The sequence below is a fragment of the Gardnerella sp. Marseille-Q9185 genome, assembly GCF_046508745.1.
Lineage (GTDB): Bacteria > Actinomycetota > Actinomycetes > Actinomycetales > Bifidobacteriaceae > Bifidobacterium > Bifidobacterium greenwoodii.
Map to the genome: position 1 here is coordinate 1 of NZ_JBKFWK010000006.1, position 18,258 is coordinate 18,258.

At 46.1% G+C, this 18,258-nt stretch carries 15 protein-coding genes and 1 rRNA gene; 11 read left to right on the forward strand and 5 right to left on the reverse strand.

Annotation, left to right across the window (positions count from 1 at the left end; genetic code table 11):
- Positions 1 to 124, reverse strand: a 16S ribosomal RNA gene (locus ACLD5M_RS05235); the annotation flags it as partial.
- A 554-nt stretch (positions 125 to 678) separates the two neighbouring features.
- Between ACLD5M_RS05235 and ACLD5M_RS05240 the strand changes: the two genes are divergently transcribed.
- Positions 679 to 1,461, forward strand: a complete 783-nt coding sequence (locus ACLD5M_RS05240) for an SIR2 family NAD-dependent protein deacylase (RefSeq protein WP_410314743.1) — start codon at positions 679 to 681, stop codon at positions 1,459 to 1,461.
- 28 nt (positions 1,462 to 1,489) lie between these two features.
- Here the strand turns inward: ACLD5M_RS05240 and ACLD5M_RS05245 are convergent, their stop codons facing one another.
- The 4 genes from ACLD5M_RS05245 to ACLD5M_RS05260 all read right to left on the reverse strand — a co-directional run bounded on the left by ACLD5M_RS05245 (position 1,490) and on the right by ACLD5M_RS05260 (position 6,037).
- Positions 1,490 to 3,391 carry an alpha-glucosidase gene (locus ACLD5M_RS05245; protein WP_410314744.1) on the reverse strand — a complete coding sequence of 634 codons (1,902 nt, stop codon included), beginning with the start codon at positions 3,389 to 3,391 and terminating at the stop codon, positions 1,490 to 1,492.
- A 206-nt stretch (positions 3,392 to 3,597) separates the two neighbouring features.
- On the reverse strand, positions 3,598 to 4,566 hold the full coding sequence (locus ACLD5M_RS05250) for a ketopantoate reductase family protein (protein ID WP_004136693.1): 969 nt from the start codon (positions 4,564 to 4,566) through the stop codon (positions 3,598 to 3,600).
- A gap of 209 nt (positions 4,567 to 4,775) precedes the next feature.
- A complete protein-coding gene (locus ACLD5M_RS05255) occupies positions 4,776 to 5,240 on the reverse strand; it encodes a nucleoside deaminase (protein WP_410314745.1) in 465 nt (154 codons plus the stop codon).
- 26 nt (positions 5,241 to 5,266) lie between these two features.
- Positions 5,267 to 6,037 carry an alpha/beta hydrolase gene (locus tag ACLD5M_RS05260; protein ID WP_410314777.1) on the reverse strand — a complete coding sequence of 257 codons (771 nt, stop codon included), beginning with the start codon at positions 6,035 to 6,037 and terminating at the stop codon, positions 5,267 to 5,269.
- Positions 6,038 to 6,330: 293 nt separating this feature from the next.
- Between ACLD5M_RS05260 and ACLD5M_RS05265 the strand changes: the two genes are divergently transcribed.
- The 10 genes from ACLD5M_RS05265 to nagA all read left to right on the forward strand — a co-directional run bounded on the left by ACLD5M_RS05265 (position 6,331) and on the right by nagA (position 18,213).
- On the forward strand, positions 6,331 to 7,263 hold the full coding sequence (locus ACLD5M_RS05265; RefSeq protein ID WP_410314746.1) for a DUF4862 family protein: 933 nt from the start codon (positions 6,331 to 6,333) through the stop codon (positions 7,261 to 7,263).
- Between the two features lie 52 nt (positions 7,264 to 7,315).
- On the forward strand, positions 7,316 to 8,356 hold the full coding sequence (locus ACLD5M_RS05270) for an ROK family protein (RefSeq protein WP_410314747.1): 1,041 nt from the start codon (positions 7,316 to 7,318) through the stop codon (positions 8,354 to 8,356).
- Positions 8,357 to 8,381: 25 nt separating this feature from the next.
- Complete coding sequence (locus ACLD5M_RS05275; RefSeq protein WP_410314748.1) at positions 8,382 to 9,050, forward strand: N-acetylmannosamine-6-phosphate 2-epimerase; 669 nt, start codon at positions 8,382 to 8,384, stop codon at positions 9,048 to 9,050.
- 165 nt (positions 9,051 to 9,215) lie between these two features.
- The gene (locus ACLD5M_RS05280; protein WP_102695140.1) at positions 9,216 to 10,778 is read left to right on the forward strand and encodes an ABC transporter substrate-binding protein; all 1,563 of its coding nucleotides are present in this window, start codon (positions 9,216 to 9,218) and stop codon (positions 10,776 to 10,778) included.
- 198 nt (positions 10,779 to 10,976) lie between these two features.
- Complete coding sequence (locus tag ACLD5M_RS05285) at positions 10,977 to 11,882, forward strand: ABC transporter permease (protein WP_004133824.1); 906 nt, start codon at positions 10,977 to 10,979, stop codon at positions 11,880 to 11,882.
- Between the two features lies 1 nt (position 11,883).
- Positions 11,884 to 13,908 carry a dipeptide/oligopeptide/nickel ABC transporter permease/ATP-binding protein gene (locus ACLD5M_RS05290; protein WP_004126708.1) on the forward strand — a complete coding sequence of 675 codons (2,025 nt, stop codon included), beginning with the start codon at positions 11,884 to 11,886 and terminating at the stop codon, positions 13,906 to 13,908.
- Positions 13,905 to 14,765, forward strand: coding sequence for an ABC transporter ATP-binding protein (locus tag ACLD5M_RS05295; RefSeq protein ID WP_004133826.1), 861 nt, complete (start codon positions 13,905 to 13,907; stop codon positions 14,763 to 14,765). The genes ACLD5M_RS05290 and ACLD5M_RS05295 overlap by 4 nt, the downstream gene beginning before the upstream one ends.
- A gap of 182 nt (positions 14,766 to 14,947) precedes the next feature.
- Positions 14,948 to 15,907, forward strand: coding sequence for a dihydrodipicolinate synthase family protein (locus tag ACLD5M_RS05300; RefSeq protein ID WP_410314749.1), 960 nt, complete (start codon positions 14,948 to 14,950; stop codon positions 15,905 to 15,907).
- A 160-nt stretch (positions 15,908 to 16,067) separates the two neighbouring features.
- Positions 16,068 to 16,880, forward strand: a complete 813-nt coding sequence (gene nagB, locus ACLD5M_RS05305; protein WP_047923673.1) for a glucosamine-6-phosphate deaminase — start codon at positions 16,068 to 16,070, stop codon at positions 16,878 to 16,880.
- 73 nt (positions 16,881 to 16,953) lie between these two features.
- Complete coding sequence (gene nagA / locus ACLD5M_RS05310; RefSeq protein WP_047923672.1) at positions 16,954 to 18,213, forward strand: N-acetylglucosamine-6-phosphate deacetylase; 1,260 nt, start codon at positions 16,954 to 16,956, stop codon at positions 18,211 to 18,213.
- The last annotated feature ends 45 nt before the right edge of the window (positions 18,214 to 18,258 follow it).

Sequence of the window (18,258 nt, forward strand, 5' to 3'; positions counted from 1 at the left end):
GTCACGCATTACTCACCCGTTCGCCACTCTCACCAGTCAGCAAGCTGACTAGATCCCGTTCGACTTGCATGTGTTAAGCACGCCGCCAGCGTTCATCCTGAGCCAGAATCGAACCCTCCACGAAAAAATTCAATGAAGAGCCAACAAAAGGCTCCAAAAAATAAGAAAAAGACGAGACATTCTTTAAGGAAAGAACATCCCACAAAACCTCACCACCATTTAACCATCTCTCAGGCACCCTGCAACATGCAAGGCAGGCAATGAACTGGCAATAATTAACTAATAAGTAGTACAGACACGCTCTTGAGTTCTCAAACCACCACCACACCAGCCGGCTCAATCAACCCCGAAGGAGAAGAACCAGCCGCGCTGAGCAGCAAGAGATAAACTTACACCAAACCCAACCAAAACGCAAACCCACCCCACAAATCAGCCACAAAAACGTTGGAAACAAGCCAAAACATCGGCGTGTTGAAACAACGCCAGCAACGCACAAAAAAATCGCAATCACGCAAATAACAGCAAATACGCCGAAAAAATAATCAAAGAAATAATCAAAATATCCAAAACACGGAGTGTTGCGCAAAATATAAAAAACAAAATAGATAAAAACTCAGCAAAAACAATATGCACAATATATATATGCGCACAATATATATGCGTGCTATATATATGTATATGAGAAATAGCGAGAAAAATAGCAAGAATAACGCACATCATCATATTGTTGTGCTAACAGGCGCGGGAATATCTACGAGCGCGGGCATTCCAGATTTTCGCGGACCAGACGGCGTATGGACCAAGCACCCAGAACAAATGAGTGTTTACGATATAGACGCATTTTTAAGCAGTAAAGAGGAACGCATATATTCTTGGCGATGGCAAAAAGAGTCGCCAGTTTGGAACGCACAGCCGGGAACAGCTCACAAGGCACTTGTAAAACTCGAGCAGGCAGGAATGCTCGACCTTATAGCCACACAAAACTTTGACGCACTTCACGAAAAAGCTGGCAATGACCCAGACATCATAGTGAATTTGCACGGAAGCATTGGAACATCGCACTGCATGAGCTGCCACGCGAGCTATAAAACTGCCGATATTATGGCAGATTTAGACGAGCATCCAGATCCGCATTGCAGGCGCGCACTACCGTACCGCGGAAATATGCCTTGCAATGGTCTGATTAAAACAGACGTTGTATATTTTGGAGAAGCACTTCCAGAAGGCGCTATGGAAAGAAGCGCGCAAGCAATTATGCACGCAAGCGAATTGTGGGTTATTGGCTCCACGCTAGAAGTATTTCCAGCTGCAAGCCTTGTACCGTTAGCCGCGCGTGCAGGAGTGCCAATTACGATAATGAACCTGGGAGCTACGCAATACGATTATTTGGCAGAGCGTATTATTCGCGAAGATATTGCGAAAGCTCTTCCAAAATTAGTAGACGAAACTATTGCAAAGTAGTTATTGCGAAACAATTATCACAAATTAACTATTGCAAAGTAACAGCTATACCTTCCCAAGGCGAAAGCGTGCCATTTTTAAGCGATGTAAGCGCATGATTTACGTCGTAGGTTGTAACCATTACGTTATGCTCCGTAAAGCTGCTAGAAAGGCGATTTTGCAGCATTTTCGCACTTTCTGCAGGAATAGGAACAGTTGATTCTGTCATATTAACCATTACGAGCATGCGTTCTGTAGATTCTGCAGAAGATTTTTTAGTAGAATCCTCCCGCTTTACGCAATCAGCTTTAAGCTCACGCACAAACGCATACACGCACTCGTCGTCTGCATCAACCAAATTCCAAGAGCCTGTGGAAACAATCGGCTCCGAATGGCGTAACGCAATCAAATACTTGTAAAAAGCATAAACAGAATCCGAATCTTCCATCTGCTCAGCTGCATTAATGTCTACGTAGTTAGGATTCACACTAATCCACGGCTCCGCATTGTTTAGCGACGGAACATTAAAAGGCATGAATCCCGCGTATTTAGAAGCATTCCACTGCATTGGAGTTCGAGAATTATCGCGACCGCGCTTTGCGAGCGCATCCATCATAGACTCCGCCGACTGAATATGCGCTTCTTCTACGCGCTGCTTAAACATGTTCAACGCTTCCAAATCACGATACTGCTCAAGACGAGTAAAGTGCGCGTTAGTCATACCAATTTCTTCACCTTGATACACGTACGGAGTGCCGCGATGCATGTGAAGAAGCATTGCAATTGCCTTAGCGGATCGCACGCGCATCTCATCGCTAGATTCACTTCCCCAGCGAGAAAGCGCACGCGGCTGATCGTGATTATTAAAGAACAGGCTCGCCCAACCAGCATCCGCTACAGCTTGCTGCTGCTCAGTCATTACGCGCTTTAAATCAGTCAACTTTAGCGGCACAGGATTCCACTTCGTGCCGTTTTCGCAATCAATATCTACGTGATTGAACAGGAACAACATGTCGAGTTCGCTGTGAGCAGGATCCGTAATATATGTGTTGCGATGCGGAGAAATTCCAGGAGCCTCACCAACAGTAAGATAACCTTCGCGCCCTTCGAAAACTTCTGCACGCATCTCGCGCAAGAACTCGTCTAAACGAGGCCCGTCCGAGCAGAATGGGAATGGCGACGAATATCCGTCAGCACCAGCCGGAAAATCTTCAATTTGGCAGCCATCTTCACCCGGCAAGCGACCTTCAGAATCAACATGCTTTGAAATCTGCGTAATCACGTCCATGCGGAAGCCGTCAATTCCGCGATCCATCCACCAATTCATCATCTTGTACACTGCAGAACGAACCGCAGGATTTTCCCAATTCAAATCTGGCTGCTTTGGCGAATACTGGTGAAGATAGTATTCTCCGCGCTTCGGATCGTAAGTCCACGCTAAACCGCCGAAATACGAGCCCCACTTATTTGGCTCCGCACCCGGCTCACCTGGAACATGGCCTTCACGCGCAGGCCTCCACCAATACCAATCCGCATAATCACTCGAAGCATCTCTTGAAGCTTGGAACCAAGCATGCTCATCGGAAGTGTGATTTACTACTAAATCCATCACAACTTTAAGCCCGCGCTCGTGAGCGCCAGCCAGAAGCTCGTCCATATCTTCCAAAGTGCCGAAAAGCGGATCAATATCTTGATAATCGGAAATATCGTAGCCGTTATCGTCTTGTGGGGACTTGTAAACAGGGCTGAGCCAGAGCACGTCAACGCCTAAATCAGCCAAATAATCAAGGCGCGAAGTAATTCCCTTCAAATCGCCGATTCCGTCGCCGTTAGTATCTTGGAAGCTTCGCGGATAAATCTGATACACAACTGCATTCGCCCACCAAGGGTTTGGCGTAGCGCCGTTTGTGCGCACGGATTCTGGCAAGTTTGCTCTGTTAAAAGTCGTCATACATTCCCCATTTATTTACGTAAGTAAGTATTTTATTGCGTATTTTCTATTACGAATAATTTTATATTTAATAGTATTTATAATTTTAGACTCTAAATTCTAGCAGAATATCATATATTGCACAGCTAATAAAAAAGCGGCCCGCAGTAAAAACCGCGAGCCGTTCCTCCTTCTCATTCATGGAACGAATTAGAATGCTCTCCAAATCACTGCTGATGATGCAGCTTGAATGCAAGTTCCGCCAAATGCACGCCGTGAGTTAGGAATTCGTGAGTGCGGCAAACATAGTCGTTTTCGCGACCAAGTTTCGCAATATAACCGTTGATATAATCGACTTCCGTTTCGCGGCCGCGGCTCATATCTTGGTACATAGAAGGATAGTGCAAAGGATTTGCCACGCGACTTACGTAATCGATAGCTTCCATCTCCTGCTGACGCGTATTAACCATTCGAATTCCGGCGCGATCACACACGTCATACGCTTCGTTAATAAGCTGTCGAGCCATATCCATAGCGCCTGGGTAAGAAATAAACTGACCCATTTGAATCTGATACATAGTGCACAAAGTATTAATTACGGAATTAAAAATCACCTTTGCCATGCAAGTACCCTTGAAATCTTCCGTAATAGTAGGGTTCAATCCGGCAGCCTTAAAGTCGTCTCGCATAGCAAGCTCAACATCACTCACCTGCTCATTAAGCGCGCACATATTCATGGTTCCAACGCCGACTTTACCAATAAAATCAACGTCTCCCGGACCGTTCAAAACGGTTGCAATCATGGCAGTTCCGCCATAAATATGATCATCCGGGAAGTACTGCTGCAACTTTTCAAAATGACCCCAGCCATTCATTGCAGCAAACACAACCTGATGCTCTTTGAACAAATGCTTGCAACGCTCCAACATTTCCGCAAGCTGCATTTGCTTCATGAATACAATCCACACGTCTGGATCGCCGTCGTAATCTTCAGGCGTATACATATTAATAGGCACCAAATGACGGTTTTCATGGTCTCGGCTCACCATTACGCCGCCTTGCTCGCGAACTTTATTCACATTTTTATCCCAGGCGTCAATGAAATCAACATGAATGCCAGCCGTTTCCTGCAACAAAACGCCATAGCGATATCCCATAGCTCCCGAACCGATCATTGCATATTTCATGCCACTCATAGTGACACCTCCTTTTAGATAAAAATGTGCTTAGGCGAGATTCATGCGTTTTACAGGAATTACGTCGAAGCGACTACAAATATTGCAAAAGCAAAAGTAAAAACGATTTGCTTTTTGTTTTTATAGCATATTACTCAATTCGCGGAGATTGTCAAAAAATTTTCTAATTACGTTTCTAATGGCGTTTCTAATTAAAAAATTATTCCGTTTTAACGGTGATTTTCAAAAAAGTTTCGCAAAACTTGTGCACACTCAGATTCACAAACCGAACCAATAACTTCCGGATAAGATCCCACGTGTAGGTCTCGCAAAATATCCCATACAGACCCGCAGGCACCCAACTTTGCATCCCAAGCACCAAAAATTACGCGGCGAAGTCTAGTTTGTAAGATTGCTCCAGCGCACATAGGGCAAGGTTCAAGAGTTACTACCAAAGTGCAGTCAGATAAATTCCAAGATTTGCGCGAAGAAGCAGCAGATTTCATAGCGAGAACTTCCGCATGTGCTAAAGGATCGTGCATTTCCTCGCGCAAATTTGCTCCGCGGCCAATAATATTTCCGTCACCATCAAGCACAACTGCACCAACTGGAACTTCTCCAGCTTTAGCCGCTTCGACCGCCAACCGCAACGCTTCCTTCATTGCGTAAGTAACGGAATCATCATTTTTGTTCATAAAACCGACTCACAAAACGCAAAAAATTACAAAAGACCAGAAGTAATATCGTGCAGCAAGAACCACTTGCGAATATCACCAAGTTCTTCCATATGCACAGCATGATCAAGACCTTTGTACCGCTTTTCCTCAAGCCACGTGTGCTCCTCAAGCCAAGCGGCCGCTGCTGAAAATTCATAAGGTGGAATCACATCATCTTCTAAACCGTATCCGAAAAATACAGGCGTATTGTGCTCAGCTAAATCGTTATCTTTCAAAGCAATTTCAGATGCAGAAGCAGGAACGCTAGGTGCTATGAACCCAGAAAGCACAACAGACGCGCGATAACGAGCAGGATTTAATCGCAACACATGAACGGCTAAAGCAGCGCCTTGCGAAAATCCGAACGGCACAATATCACGATTTTCTGGAATATTTTCACGCACCCACTCGTCTATTGCGACTGCAGCAGCATACATGTCATAATCTAAATCTTCTCGCTGCGGCACAGCGTCATGAAACCAACTGTACGCACCTTGCGCAAGTTTAAGCGGAGCACGTAATGAAATCGCATCGTTATACGGAGCTACTATTCGCAATAAATCTAGTAAATCTTCTTCGTTAGAACCCCATCCGTGCAAGAACAGCAGCAACGGATGCGTTGGATGCGCAACAGCATTACCTTGTGAATATTGTGCGTGCGTTACTTTTAGCGGCTCTCCAAAACGACCCGGCACTACGTGAGATTCGCGACCGATATGCGGTTCGTAAGAATTAGCCTCTACATTATTGCGATTTGGTTCGTCGTTAGTAGACATAGTGGTCATTGCCTCACCGCCGCTTGTATAAATTGTTACGTTACAAATCTTTATTTTAATAAATATTTTGTATCAAATCATTATGATTTTCTCATTTACAGCATACACATATAAAAATTAATTAATAAAAATTTAAAGAATGAATATTTTGATTTTAGTAACTTTCGAATTAAAAAGCAGGGTATCGCAAATTTAGTACGATTTGATAATTTATCAGACGTCTGACGAATTGTAACGTGCTTACTGTAACATACAAAGAAAGCCAATTCAGCCGCGATTTCAAGGAGGATATCATGCTGAAAACTGAATTCGTTGTAGGCGCGTACGCGTCACTGCCAAAATCACGCGAAGAACAACAACAATACTACGATTTACTCGGAAGTCAAAACTGGGTTGCCGGAACAGAAATCCCATACCCGGGCGATTTAGCAGATTCGCAAACCCGAGAATGGCTAGCAAACGCAATACCATCAAACTGGCACAAAAACACAATAACCGCAATTCCCGGAACAATGCGGCATATAAATTTTGATCCCGATCCAGAATTTGGCTTAGCAAGCCCGAGCGAAGAAGGGCGACTTCGCGCAATCGACTTCTTCAAAAATATTCGTAACGCAATAGCTGATTTTGCAAACCTTCGAAACAGCTGCGATATTTCGCATATTGAAATACACACGGCACCAACTCGAATAGCGCGCGCGGACGCAATGAAAAAGTCACTAGACGAGCTCGCGCAATTAGATTGGCTTGGAACAAAGCTCGTAATAGAACATTGCGACAGGTATATTGAAGGGCAAAATCCAGAAAAAGGCTTCCTTCCGCTCGAAGACGAAATTCAAATTGCAAAAGATGCAGGAATTGGAATCACAATTAATTGGGGTCGTAGCGTTGTTGAAGAACGCAATGCTAAAGCCGCTATAAATCACGTACGCGAAGCAAGAAAAGCTGGAGTGCTTAAGGGAGTAATGTTCTCGGGAGCAGGCCCAGAAGCTACGCAATACGGGTACGAATGGATTGATGGACACCTGCCTATGGCTCCAGACGAGCCAACGTCCTTAATGACTCTTGCGGAAATTCAGGAAACTGCGCGCGAAGCTTTAAAAGACGATTATTTAATCGACTATTTGGGTGTAAAAGTATGCGTACCGCAAGATTCCAGCGTTCCAGAACGCTTGAATTATTTAAAGCATATTTACGAAGCTGTAAACGCAACACAAATTGCGTGAATTAAAAACTCAATCAATCAGCAAATAAAATATATTTCTACGGATGTGACTTATGAACGAAATAAAAGATTCTCGCTCTACATATCTTGCTTTTGACATAGGCGGAACAAAAATAGCTTACGGATTGGTTACATTACCGGAGTCGGCATGCAGCAAAAATATTGCAGATGCGGCTGATACAGCAACGGCAAATATTGCAGATGCTGCAGGTTGCGCTATTCCGTCCGTGCAAGAATACGGTTCAATACCAACCGAAGCGTCAAAAGGCGGCGAAAGCATAAAAAATCGTTTAGTAGAACTAGCGAAACAAATCCTGGAAAAAGCGCAAAAAAATGGCAAAACCATTAGCGGAATCGGAATCGCAGCCGCCGGAGTGCCAAATAGTAAAACTGGCGAAATAGTTGCAGCAACAGACATTCTTCCCGGTTGGCGCGGACAGCGAATTTACGACGCGTTTAAAAGCATAACTGATTTGCCAGTTTATATGATTGGAGACGTTGGCGGACACGGACTAGGGGAAGCTATTTACGGAGCTGGGCGCGGAAAATCAATCGTACTTTCCATTGGAATAGGAACCGGCATCGGCGGCGCAATTATTATAAACGGCAAACTTTTTACGGGAGCACACTCAGTTGCCGGTCACGCCGGTCACGTTGTTAGCGATTTGGGAGTTGGATTCGAATGCTCTTGCGGAACGCACGCTGGGCATATTGAGCCAGTTGCGTCCGGAACTGGTCTTGCAACTTTATACAACCATAATTTGCCTGCAGGTGTTCAAAAAGCAGAAAACGGGTACGAAGTATGCGTTTACGCAAACGAAGGTCAACCGCACGCTAAAGAAACGCTTGCTAAAAGCGCAAAAGCATTGGGAGAATGCATAGCTGGAATGGCGAATCTTATAGACCCGGATGTTATTGTGCTTTCGGGGTCTGTTGTAGAAGCAGGAAATATTTGGTGGGATTCAATGCGAGCTGGATTTGAAGATTCTGCTTTAGATTTGGTTAAAAGCACGCCGATTTTTAAGGGAAAGCTTGGTGGCACAGCTCCGCTTATTGGTGCTGCTTTCGCCGCTTTTACAGCTTCTCAAATTTGAAATATTTTTAAAAAGGAGAAAAACTATGAATCCTGTAGTTGAAAAAATTAAGGGCGGCTTAATTGTTAGCTGCCAAGCTTACCCTGGGGAGCCGCTTAGGCACCCGGAAACAATGGCACAAATGGCAATGGCTGCCGTAGAAGGCGGCGCTATTGGAATTAGATGCCAAGGATTGTCGGATATTTCCGCGATTAAAGGTCAAGTTGACGTTCCTGTAATCGGCATTTGGAAAGATGGCCACGATGGAGTTTATATAACACCTACTTTGCGTCATGCGCGCTGCTGTGCGGCGGCTGGAGCAGATATTATTGCGATTGACGCAACTGGTAGGCCGCGTCCAGACGGGCTTACTTACGAGCAGACTGTTAGCGCTTTGCACAATGAGGGCATAGTAGTTATGGCTGATTGCGGAAACTTCGATGACGCTAAACGCGCTGCGGATTGTGGAACGGATATTATATCTACTACTTTGGCTGGTACTTCTCCAGGAAGACCGAAAACAGACGGGCCTGATTTTGAACTTTTAGGCCAGATTTTGCAAGCTTTCCCAAATTACCCTATTATTTGTGAGGGGCGTATTCACACCCCTGAGCAATTGCATGAGGTTATGCAAATGGGCGCGTGGGCTGCAGTTGTTGGGACGGCAATTACGCATCCAACGTCAATTACGCGTTGGTTTGCAGCAAAGCTTTAAAAAGAATAAATGAATTTTCACAATCTCGACACACGCACAACTTGACATCAGACATCAGACCTCTTATGTTTAAAGTAACGTGAAAATCACACGAGCGCATAATTGAAAACTATTCACATTCAAAGATGAAATGTGAATCAACAAACTCAACGGTGAGGAGAAAACATGAAACGGATTAGCTCAAAGCTAACCACTGCAATAGCTGCAGGCCTAGCCGCATTAGTTATGCTATCTGGCTGCGGTGGAGCAAAAAATAAGTCAGCAAAAGCACATACTGCTGTAAAAGATACGATTACAGCTCAAGTTGCGTACGCAAGCCGCGATTTCGCACCATCTACAACCTCTGGCGCGTTGCCAATGGCAGCAAACTGGCATGTTACGGAGCCACTTTACGCTCTTGACTACAGCAACTTTAAAGTTTTCAACGCACTTGCAAAAGGAGAACCAAAGAAGATTTCCGACACCGAGTACGAAGTAACCATTCGCGATGCCGCTAAGTTCTCGGACGGAACAGAAGTAACTGCAAACGACGTAGTATCCTCATTCAAGCGCACAACCGCGCAAGGAAGCCTCTACATATCAATGCTCGACTTCATTGATTCCGTAGAAGCAAAAGACAATCGTCACGTAATCTTTAAGCTAAAGAAAGCCTTCCCACTGTTCAAGCAGCGTCTCGCTTTGATTCAAATTGTTCCAACCGCAAAGTCGGATGCAGACTTAAAGAATCAGCCAATCGGATCCGGCCCATGGAAGTACGTATCAATCACCGATAACCAAGTAAAGTTTGAGCGCAACGATTTGTACAACGGTAAGTACAAGGCACAAACCAAGAACATGGTTTGGAACATAACCGTTGACGATACCGCTCGCGTAACTGCTATGCAAGGCGGCAAAACAGACGTAATGGAAATGGTTCCAGCACAAGCCTTCAATACTTTGAAGTCCTCCGGTTCTGAACTTAAAACCGCTCAGGGCTTCACTCTCCCATTCGTTATGTTCAACACGAAGCAGAAGCCATTCGACGACAAGCGCGTGCGCCAAGCTGTACTCTACGCAATCGATGTAAACAAGCTCATAGCAAACCAAATGAGCGGTCAAGGCGATCCTGCAACAAGCTTCTTGCCGAAGAATTACGCAAACTACCATAAGGCAAAGAACGTATACACCAAGAACATCGACAAAGCAAAGAGCTTACTCAAGGAAGCCGGCGTAAAAGGACCTATCAAGTTCACCCTTTACACAACCGACCACACTTGGATCACCCAGCTCGCTCCGCAAATCAAGAACGATCTCGCTGAAATAGGTATGGAAGTAGACATTCAGTCTATGAAGTCTTCCGCACTTTACCCATCAATCACCGATCGCGACGACGCAAACTACTCGATGGTTTTGGCACCAGGCGACCCATCCGTATTCGGAAACGACCCAGATTTGTTGATGAGCTGGTGGTACGGAGACAACGCTTGGACCCGTCAGCGCACATTCTGGAAGACTTCCGAAGGATACGCAAAACTTCACAATCTTATGGACAAGGCTTTGGCAGCTAGCACACCAGCCGAGCGCCAAAAGTATTGGAACCAGTGCTTCGACTTGATTAGCGACGAAGTTCCTCTGTACCCACTCTTCCACCGCAAGACTACGACTGCCGTAAAGAAAGGCTCTTTGGCAGAGTGGAATGCAATCGGCTCTACCGGCATCAACCTTGTAAAAGCAAAGCTTACAAAGTAGGTGCAGAACCAGAAGTATTAAATAAACGTCAATCCCCTAACCTCTAACCGCAAAACCGGCCCAACTGTTTACCTTTCTCGCTTCTGTGCAGACGGGCCGGTTTTGTTATAAAAATAACAATTTCTTCAATGGATGTGTGGATGTCTTATGAGTAATTTTCTTAGACTTTTAGGTAGGCGACTAATTGCCCTGCCGTTCATGGCATTCGGCGTTACGTTCCTCGTATTCTTCCTTATGTCATTTTCAAAATATGATCCAGCAGTTGCAGCTTTAGGCGAAAACTCGTCTCCGGCAGCGCTTGCAGCTTTCCGCCACGAAATGGGCTACGACCGCCCGTGGTGGGAACAGTTCGGATCCTACATTCTTGGTCTTTTCCAAGGAAACATGGGTGTTTACGGCGTAAATAAAGACTCCGTAGCAGAACGCGTTGCAGAAGCATTCCCAATCACTCTGCAGCTAACTTTCATCGGCTTATTAATTGCAATAATTTTTGCAGTAGTGTTTGGCGTTTTTGCAGCACTTTACCGCGATACTTGGGTTGACCAAACAGTTCGAATTCTTTCGATTATTGCAATTGCAACCCCATCCTTCTGGCTTGGTGTTCTTTTGATTTACGTTCTTCAAATTAAGCTAGCTTGGCTCCCAGGTTCCGGCGATTTTGTGCCGTTCTTTGAAGATCCAGAAGCATACATGGCAAGAATGGCAATGCCTTGCTTCGCACTAGGACTTCCAGTAGCCGGCCAGCTTACGCGAATCATACGAACCTCAATGGTAGAAGAATTGGATAAAGATTACGTACGAACCGCAATCGGCGCAGGAATTCCAAAAAGCGTAGTAGTTGCTAGAAACGTATTCCGCAACGCCCTAATCACCCCAATTACAACTTTGGGCATGAAGATTGGTTACCTTATGGGTGGCGCAATCGTTATTGAGGTTATTTTTGCTCTGCCAGGAATGGGCACGGCAATGTTCGATGGTATTAACGGCAACCAGCCAATGCTTGTGCAAGGCGTTGTACTGGTTGTTGCAATCGCATTCATCTTCATAAACATCATTGTTGATTTGCTCTACGTATTAATCAACCCAAGGATTAGGACGGTGTGACATGCTATTTGGAAAGAATCAGGTAGTAGATGCCGCATCAAAGCCAGGCATCAAGTTTAATAGATTTAACAAAATGAGCTTAGGCTCCAGAATTGCGTTCATTGTGATTGCGCTTCTAGCATTTTGCGCTATTTTCGCGCGATTTATAGCTCCGTGCGATCCAGTAAAGATTACGCAAAACTATCAAGCTCCAACAGGTGCGCATTGGTTTGGTACCGATAACCTTGGCCGAGACGTGTTCTCTAGGGTTATGTACGGCGCACGTTATTCGCTTGTAATTGGCTTGTCATCTGTGCTTTTCGCACTGGTTATGGGAGCTATCATCGGCTCAATCGCAGCAGTAAGCCGCACCTGGATTGCTGAGCTTATAATGCGATTGATTGATATTGTAATGTCCATTCCAGGAATCGCATTAGCGGCCGTATGCCTTGCAATTCTTGGACAATCCATGATTGGCATCATCATTTCTATCGGCGTGCTTTACGTTCCACAAATCGCAAGAATTGTGCGAGCAAATATTATAAGCGAATATGGAAAAGACTACGTACGAGCAGTAATCGTTTCTGGCGCTCGAGCACCATGGATTTTACTCAAGCATGTAACCCGAAATATTGCAGCTCCAGTTATGGTGTTCACGACGCTTTGTGTTGCAGACGCAATCGTTTTCGAAGCCTCGCTTAGCTTCATTAACGCAGGTATTCCAGAGCCAACTCCAACTTGGGGCAACATTTTGTCTTCCGCAAAAGCGGGCGTTATCTTTGGATACTGGTGGCAGGCATTGTTCCCAGGCCTTGCGATTATGATTACCGTTCTGTGCTTGAACATTCTTTCTGAAGGAATTACTGACGCAATGGTTGCGGCACCAACCGCTCCAGTTTCTAAGACTGCAGCCGACGCTGATGCAGCTCGTAAGGAAGACAGGATTCTTACTGACCCAGTTGCAGCATACAAAGAGCAGCACGCAGCTTTGGTTGAATCTCTTGCGAAACTTCGCGAAGCTGAACTAAAGCGCACGGATCGTTTGCAGCCAACGTCTACAGAGCCTCCAGTTATTGAGGTTAAAGACTTGTGCATTCAGTTCCCACGCTACGGCAGCGTAAATGTTGTAGACCACTTGAGCTTCTCTGTTCGCCCAGGCGAGACAATGGGCTTGGTTGGTGAATCTGGTTGCGGTAAGTCAATCACTTCGCTGGCGATTATGGGCTTGCTTGATCCAAAAGCTAAGATTAGCGGACAAATCCTGTTTAATGGCAAGGATCTTGTAAAGCTTAGCCCAAAGGAGCACAATGCTTTGCGCGGCCACGAGATTGCAATGGTTTACCAAGATGCTTTGTCTTCCTTAAACCCATCAATGCTGATTAAAACGCAGATGAAGCAGCTAACTTCTAGAGGTGGCACTCGTAGCGCCGAAGAGTTGTTGGAGCTTGTAGGCTTGGATCCAAAGCGCACGCTTGAATCCTACCCGCACGAGCTTTCTGGCGGCCAGCGTCAGCGCGTGTTGATTGCAATGGCACTTACGCGAGATCCAAAGTTGATAATCGCAGATGAGCCAACAACCGCTTTGGACGTTACTGTTCAAAAGCAGGTGATTGACCTTCTTAACGAATTGCGCGAAAAGCTTGGATTTGCAATGGTGTTTGTAAGCCACGATTTGGCTCTTGTTGCCAAGGTTGCGCACTCGATTACCGTAATGTACGCAGGCCAGGTTGTTGAGCAAGGCTCCACTAAGGAAATCCTAACCGACCCGCATCACGAGTATACGCGTGGTTTGCTTGGCTCCGTAACCTCCATTGAGGCTGGTGCTCCAAGATTGCACCAGGTTCCAGGAACGGTTCCAAGCCCATCCGACTTCCCTAAGGGAGATCGATTCGCTCCTCGCTCTTCTCATCCAGATCAAGGACTAGACGTGCGCCCAGTAATGAAGCGCATTCCAGGAACATGGCACTTCTACGCCGCGCCTCCAGAGCCTGAATCGGATGTACCTTCCGCAATTTTGACCGCCTCCGATCAAGGAGATGTGCGATGAACATGAATGTTAACGAAACAAACAAAGTACAGAACGAAAATGGCGATGTTCCAATCATCGAGCTGCGCGACGCCGAAGTGGTGTTCACTACTCGAGCAGGATCTGGCTTATTCCATAAGAACAAGATTACAGCCGTAAACAAGGTAAATCTTAAGCTTATGCCAGGCAAGACGATTGGTATTGTTGGTGAATCTGGTTGCGGAAAGTCTACTACTGCAAACATTATGTGCGGACTCCAGCAGGTTACGAGCGGCAAGGTTTTGTTTAAAGGGCAAGACGTTACGCACCGAACCGCAAAAGAGCGCATGGATATTGGACGCGTGGTTTCCGTTGTGTTCCAGGATCCAGCAATGGCTTTGAATGCTCGTATGAGTGTGATTGATCAGCTGATTGACCCGCTTGTTGTGCACAAGATTGGAAGCAAAGCTGAGCGCGATGCTAGAGCCAAGGAGCTAATCCGAATGGTTGGTTTGCCTCACTCTGTTCTTGGCGCTTTGCCAGGTCAGCTTTCTGGCGGCCAGCGTCAGCGTGTGGCAATCGCTCGTGCGCTTTCGCTTAATCCAGATGCAATAATCGCAGATGAGCCAACTTCTGCTTTGGATGTTTCTGTGCGTGCTCAGATTTTGAATCTTCTTTCCGACTTAAAGAAGAGGCTGAATCTTTCCATGGTGTTTATTAGCCACGATATTCAAACAATCCGCTACATATCCGACGAAGTCGTTGTTATGAATCACGGAACGATTGTTGAGCGAGGCGAAACGCATCAGGTTATTAACAATCCTCAAAATGATTACACGAAGATTCTGATGGGAGCGGCACCGTCGCTGTTGCACCCAACGGAAGAAGAGTGCAAGTAAGGTGCGTTAAATAAATCCACACAAAATCTTGGGCGGTTCACTATCCCTCACAACAAAATTCAAGCGAGCCGCCCATCTCACTCAACTAAATTACGAAAACAAAATATTAAACAAAAATTTTAAATTCGAAATTTAATATCGAAATTTAATATCGAAACTTTAAGCACGAAAGAAGTGTAATTATGACTGAAAAATTCCACGGCGTTATTCCTCCAGTTGTTACGCCATTAACTGCAGACGGCGAAGTAGACGTTGTTAGCTTTGAGCGCTCACTTAATCGCATGATTGATGCTGGAGTAGACGGCCTGTTTACACTTGGCTCTTCTGGCGAAGTGGCATTTAGCACAGATAAGCGCCGCCGTGAAATCATTGAAAACGTAATGCGCATTGTTGACGGCCGTGTGCCAGTTTTGGTTGGCTGCATTGACACGGAAACAAACCGCGTAATTGAGCACGCAAAGGAAGCCAAGGAGCTTGGGGCTTCTGCAATCGTTGCAACAGCGCCATTCTACGCACTCGGCGGCATGGCAGAAGTTGAGCGCCACTTCCGTCTTATTCACGAAGCTGTTCCAGATTTGCCATTATTTGCTTACGACATTCCAGTTTGCGTGCACACGAAACTTCCTGGCAATTTGCTTGTAAAGCTTGGAAAAGATGGCGTGCTTGCTGGCGTTAAGGATTCTTCCAACGACGACGTGTCGTTTAGGTTCCTTGTAGACGACAACAACAAGGCTGGACACCCATTGACTTTGCTTACGGGCCAAGAGGTTGTTGTTGATGGAGCATACATGGCTGGCGCAGACGGATCTGTTCCAGGCCTTGCAAACGTTGAAGCAACTGGTTACGTACGAATGTGGAAGGCTGCTCAGGCTGGCGATTGGGCAACGGTTAAGAAGGAGCAGGATTGGCTTGCTGCTTTGATGCGAATTGTTACCGTACCTAGCGGCGTGGCAGGCTTCGGCGCTGGCGTTGGAGCATTTAAGACCGCAATGGCATTGCTTGGCGTGTTTGACACAAATCAGATGCCAGATCCAGTTTGCCCACTTAAGGGAGAAAATGTTGAAGCCGTGGCTGGCGTTCTTAAGGAAGTTGGCTTGACTTTGGCAAAGAATCCGCAAGAAGTGAGCGATTCCACTAAGTAGCGGCTTAAGTGCGTATCTTAAGTAAAAATCATAAATAATCATAAATAATCTAATAAAGCCTTTTATTTATGGTGCATAGTAAGTAAATAGTGTTGCGGTGTGCGTTAATTCGCATGCCGCAATGCTAATAATTGCTTAAAGCTTTAAAGGAGAAGCAAAGATGGCAGAAGTTATTATTGTAAAAGATCAGGATGAAGCTGGCGAGCTCTACGCAAAAGCAGTTGTAGATTTGATTAGTCGCAAGCCAGACGCAGTACTTGGCCTGGCTACAGGGTCTAGCCCATTAAAAGCCTACGAGCATCTTGCAAAGCTTGTTAAAGAAAATAATGTTGACGTTAGTCGCGTGCGCGGATTTGCGCTTGACGAGTACATTGGATTGCCATTAGAGCACGAGCAGTCCTACCACAGCACAATCCGCAGAACCGTAACCGACTTAATCGACCTAAACCCAGATTTAGTGCACGTTCCAGGAGATGTTCTTAACGGAGCGCCATTAAGCGAAGGCAGCAAGATTGCGCACGCTGGAGCTGACTACGACGCTGCTATTGCTGCTGCTGGTGGAATCGACGTGCAAATCTTGGGAATTGGCTCCGACGGCCACGTTGGATTCAACGAGCCGGGATCTTCGCTTGCGTCTGGAACGCGCGTAAAAACCTTAACTGAGCAGACTCGTGTAGATAACCGCCGATTCTTCGACGGAGATATTAACCAGGTTCCAACTCACTGCATAACCCAAGGAATTGGAACGATTTTGCGCGCTAAGCATCTTGTTCTTCTTGCGTTCGGCTCAAATAAGGCAGATGCTGTAGCTGCAACGCTAGAAGGCGGAGTAAGCTCGCTATGCCCAGCTTCCGCGCTTCAAATGCATCCACACGCAACCGTGATTATAGACGAAGCGGCAGCAAGCAAGCTTAAGTTGGCAGACTACTATCGTTGGGTGTACACAAATAAGCCATCTTGGCAGGGAATCTGATAGATCCGATACCTCTGATAGATAAGTCTAAAATTAAGTAACGTATTCAAAAGCACAAACGCAGGTGGGTTAAATGTCAAAAAATGCATACTTAGATGCCGTAAATAAGATTGATGATTCACTAAAATCAAACGAGGGGCGCAGTTTTGTAGTGCGAAACGTTAGCGTTGTAGACGCGCGCGGAATTGTTCCTAACGCTTGGATTTTGGTTAAAGATGGCGTGATTTTAGAAACGGGCATTTTAGACGAAGACCTTGCGCTGGCGATTAATGCTTGCGGCTTGCGCGCATCTGACTTAAATGTTGTAGACGGCGGTGGCTATTTTGCTGCGCCAGGCTATATTGATTTGCACGCTCATGGAGCCTGGGAGCATTCGTTTGACGACGGTGCCGAAGGGATTGCCATTGCGCGCGCGTATCACATGCTTCACGGAACAACTAGGCAAGTTCTTAGCTTGATTACAAATCCTCTTGACGTAATGCAAGAGAATTTGCGCACTGTTAAGCGCGTTATGCAAACGCGACCAGATGTGCTTGGATCTCACTTAGAGGGGCCGTTCTTGGCGCTTTCTAGAAAAGGCGCGCACGACCCTAATTGCCTAGTGGACCCTACTCCCGAGCGTGTTGAGGCGCTGCTTGAGGCGGCGGATGGCACTTTGCGCCAGATTACTATTGCTCCTGAGCGTGAACATGGCATGGAGGCTATTAAACGTTTTGTTGACGCTGGCGTAATCCCAGCCGTTGGCCATTGCGATGCGGATTATCAAACTGCTCGCACAGCTTTTAACGCAGGTTCCACGCTTATGACACACATGTTTAACGCTATGAACGGCATTCATCACCGTAAGCCAGGTCCAATTCCTGCAGCCTTGGAGGATTCGCGCGTCACGATTGAGCTTATTAACGACGGCTTCCACGTTGAAAATCCCGTTTTGCAAATGGCGTTTAATGCCGCTCCTAATCGTATTGCGTTTGTAACAGACGCTATGGCCGCCACCGGTTGCGCGGATGGCTCTTATAAGCTTGGAGCACTTGACGTTCAGGTTACAGACGGTCATGCAAGGCTTGTTTCTAATGGAGCTATAGCGGGGTCTACTTTAACGTTAGACGTTGCGATTAAGCGCGCTGTTAAAGAGCTTGGCATTGGCTTGCCGGCGGCAATTGCGGCTGCAACTCTCGTTCCAGCCCGCGCTCTTGGGGTAGATAAGCAGAATGGTATAACTAACGCGCCTTTGGGCTTGGTTGAAAAGGGTTACGCAGCCGACTTACTTTTGCTTAATTCTGGGACTTTGGCCGTCGAGCACGTTTGGCTAGAAGGCCATAAAATTTCGTAACGGAAATCGTGTCGTTGCGATTAATCGTGATGCTGTAGTACTCAG

Excerpts from the sequence above, each read along its gene's own strand:
- ACLD5M_RS05240 (WP_410314743.1), top strand. The coding sequence starts at position 679 with ATGAGAAATAGCGAGAAAAATAGCAAGAATAACGCACATCATCATATT.
- ACLD5M_RS05245 (WP_410314744.1), bottom strand. The coding sequence starts at position 3,391 with ATGACGACTTTTAACAGAGCAAACTTGCCAGAATCCGTGCGCACAAAC.
- ACLD5M_RS05250 (WP_004136693.1), bottom strand. The coding sequence starts at position 4,566 with ATGAGTGGCATGAAATATGCAATGATCGGTTCGGGAGCTATGGGATAT.
- ACLD5M_RS05255 (WP_410314745.1), bottom strand. The coding sequence starts at position 5,240 with ATGAACAAAAATGATGATTCCGTTACTTACGCAATGAAGGAAGCGTTG.
- ACLD5M_RS05260 (WP_410314777.1), bottom strand. The coding sequence starts at position 6,037 with ATGTCTACTAACGACGAACCAAATCGCAATAATGTAGAGGCTAATTCT.
- ACLD5M_RS05265 (WP_410314746.1), top strand. The coding sequence starts at position 6,331 with ATGCTGAAAACTGAATTCGTTGTAGGCGCGTACGCGTCACTGCCAAAA.
- ACLD5M_RS05270 (WP_410314747.1), top strand. The coding sequence starts at position 7,316 with ATGAACGAAATAAAAGATTCTCGCTCTACATATCTTGCTTTTGACATA.
- ACLD5M_RS05275 (WP_410314748.1), top strand. The coding sequence starts at position 8,382 with ATGAATCCTGTAGTTGAAAAAATTAAGGGCGGCTTAATTGTTAGCTGC.
- ACLD5M_RS05280 (WP_102695140.1), top strand. The coding sequence starts at position 9,216 with ATGAAACGGATTAGCTCAAAGCTAACCACTGCAATAGCTGCAGGCCTA.
- ACLD5M_RS05285 (WP_004133824.1), top strand. The coding sequence starts at position 10,977 with ATGGCATTCGGCGTTACGTTCCTCGTATTCTTCCTTATGTCATTTTCA.
- ACLD5M_RS05290 (WP_004126708.1), top strand. The coding sequence starts at position 11,884 with ATGCTATTTGGAAAGAATCAGGTAGTAGATGCCGCATCAAAGCCAGGC.
- ACLD5M_RS05295 (WP_004133826.1), top strand. The coding sequence starts at position 13,905 with ATGAACATGAATGTTAACGAAACAAACAAAGTACAGAACGAAAATGGC.
- ACLD5M_RS05300 (WP_410314749.1), top strand. The coding sequence starts at position 14,948 with ATGACTGAAAAATTCCACGGCGTTATTCCTCCAGTTGTTACGCCATTA.
- nagB (WP_047923673.1), top strand. The coding sequence starts at position 16,068 with ATGGCAGAAGTTATTATTGTAAAAGATCAGGATGAAGCTGGCGAGCTC.
- nagA (WP_047923672.1), top strand. The coding sequence starts at position 16,954 with ATGTCAAAAAATGCATACTTAGATGCCGTAAATAAGATTGATGATTCA.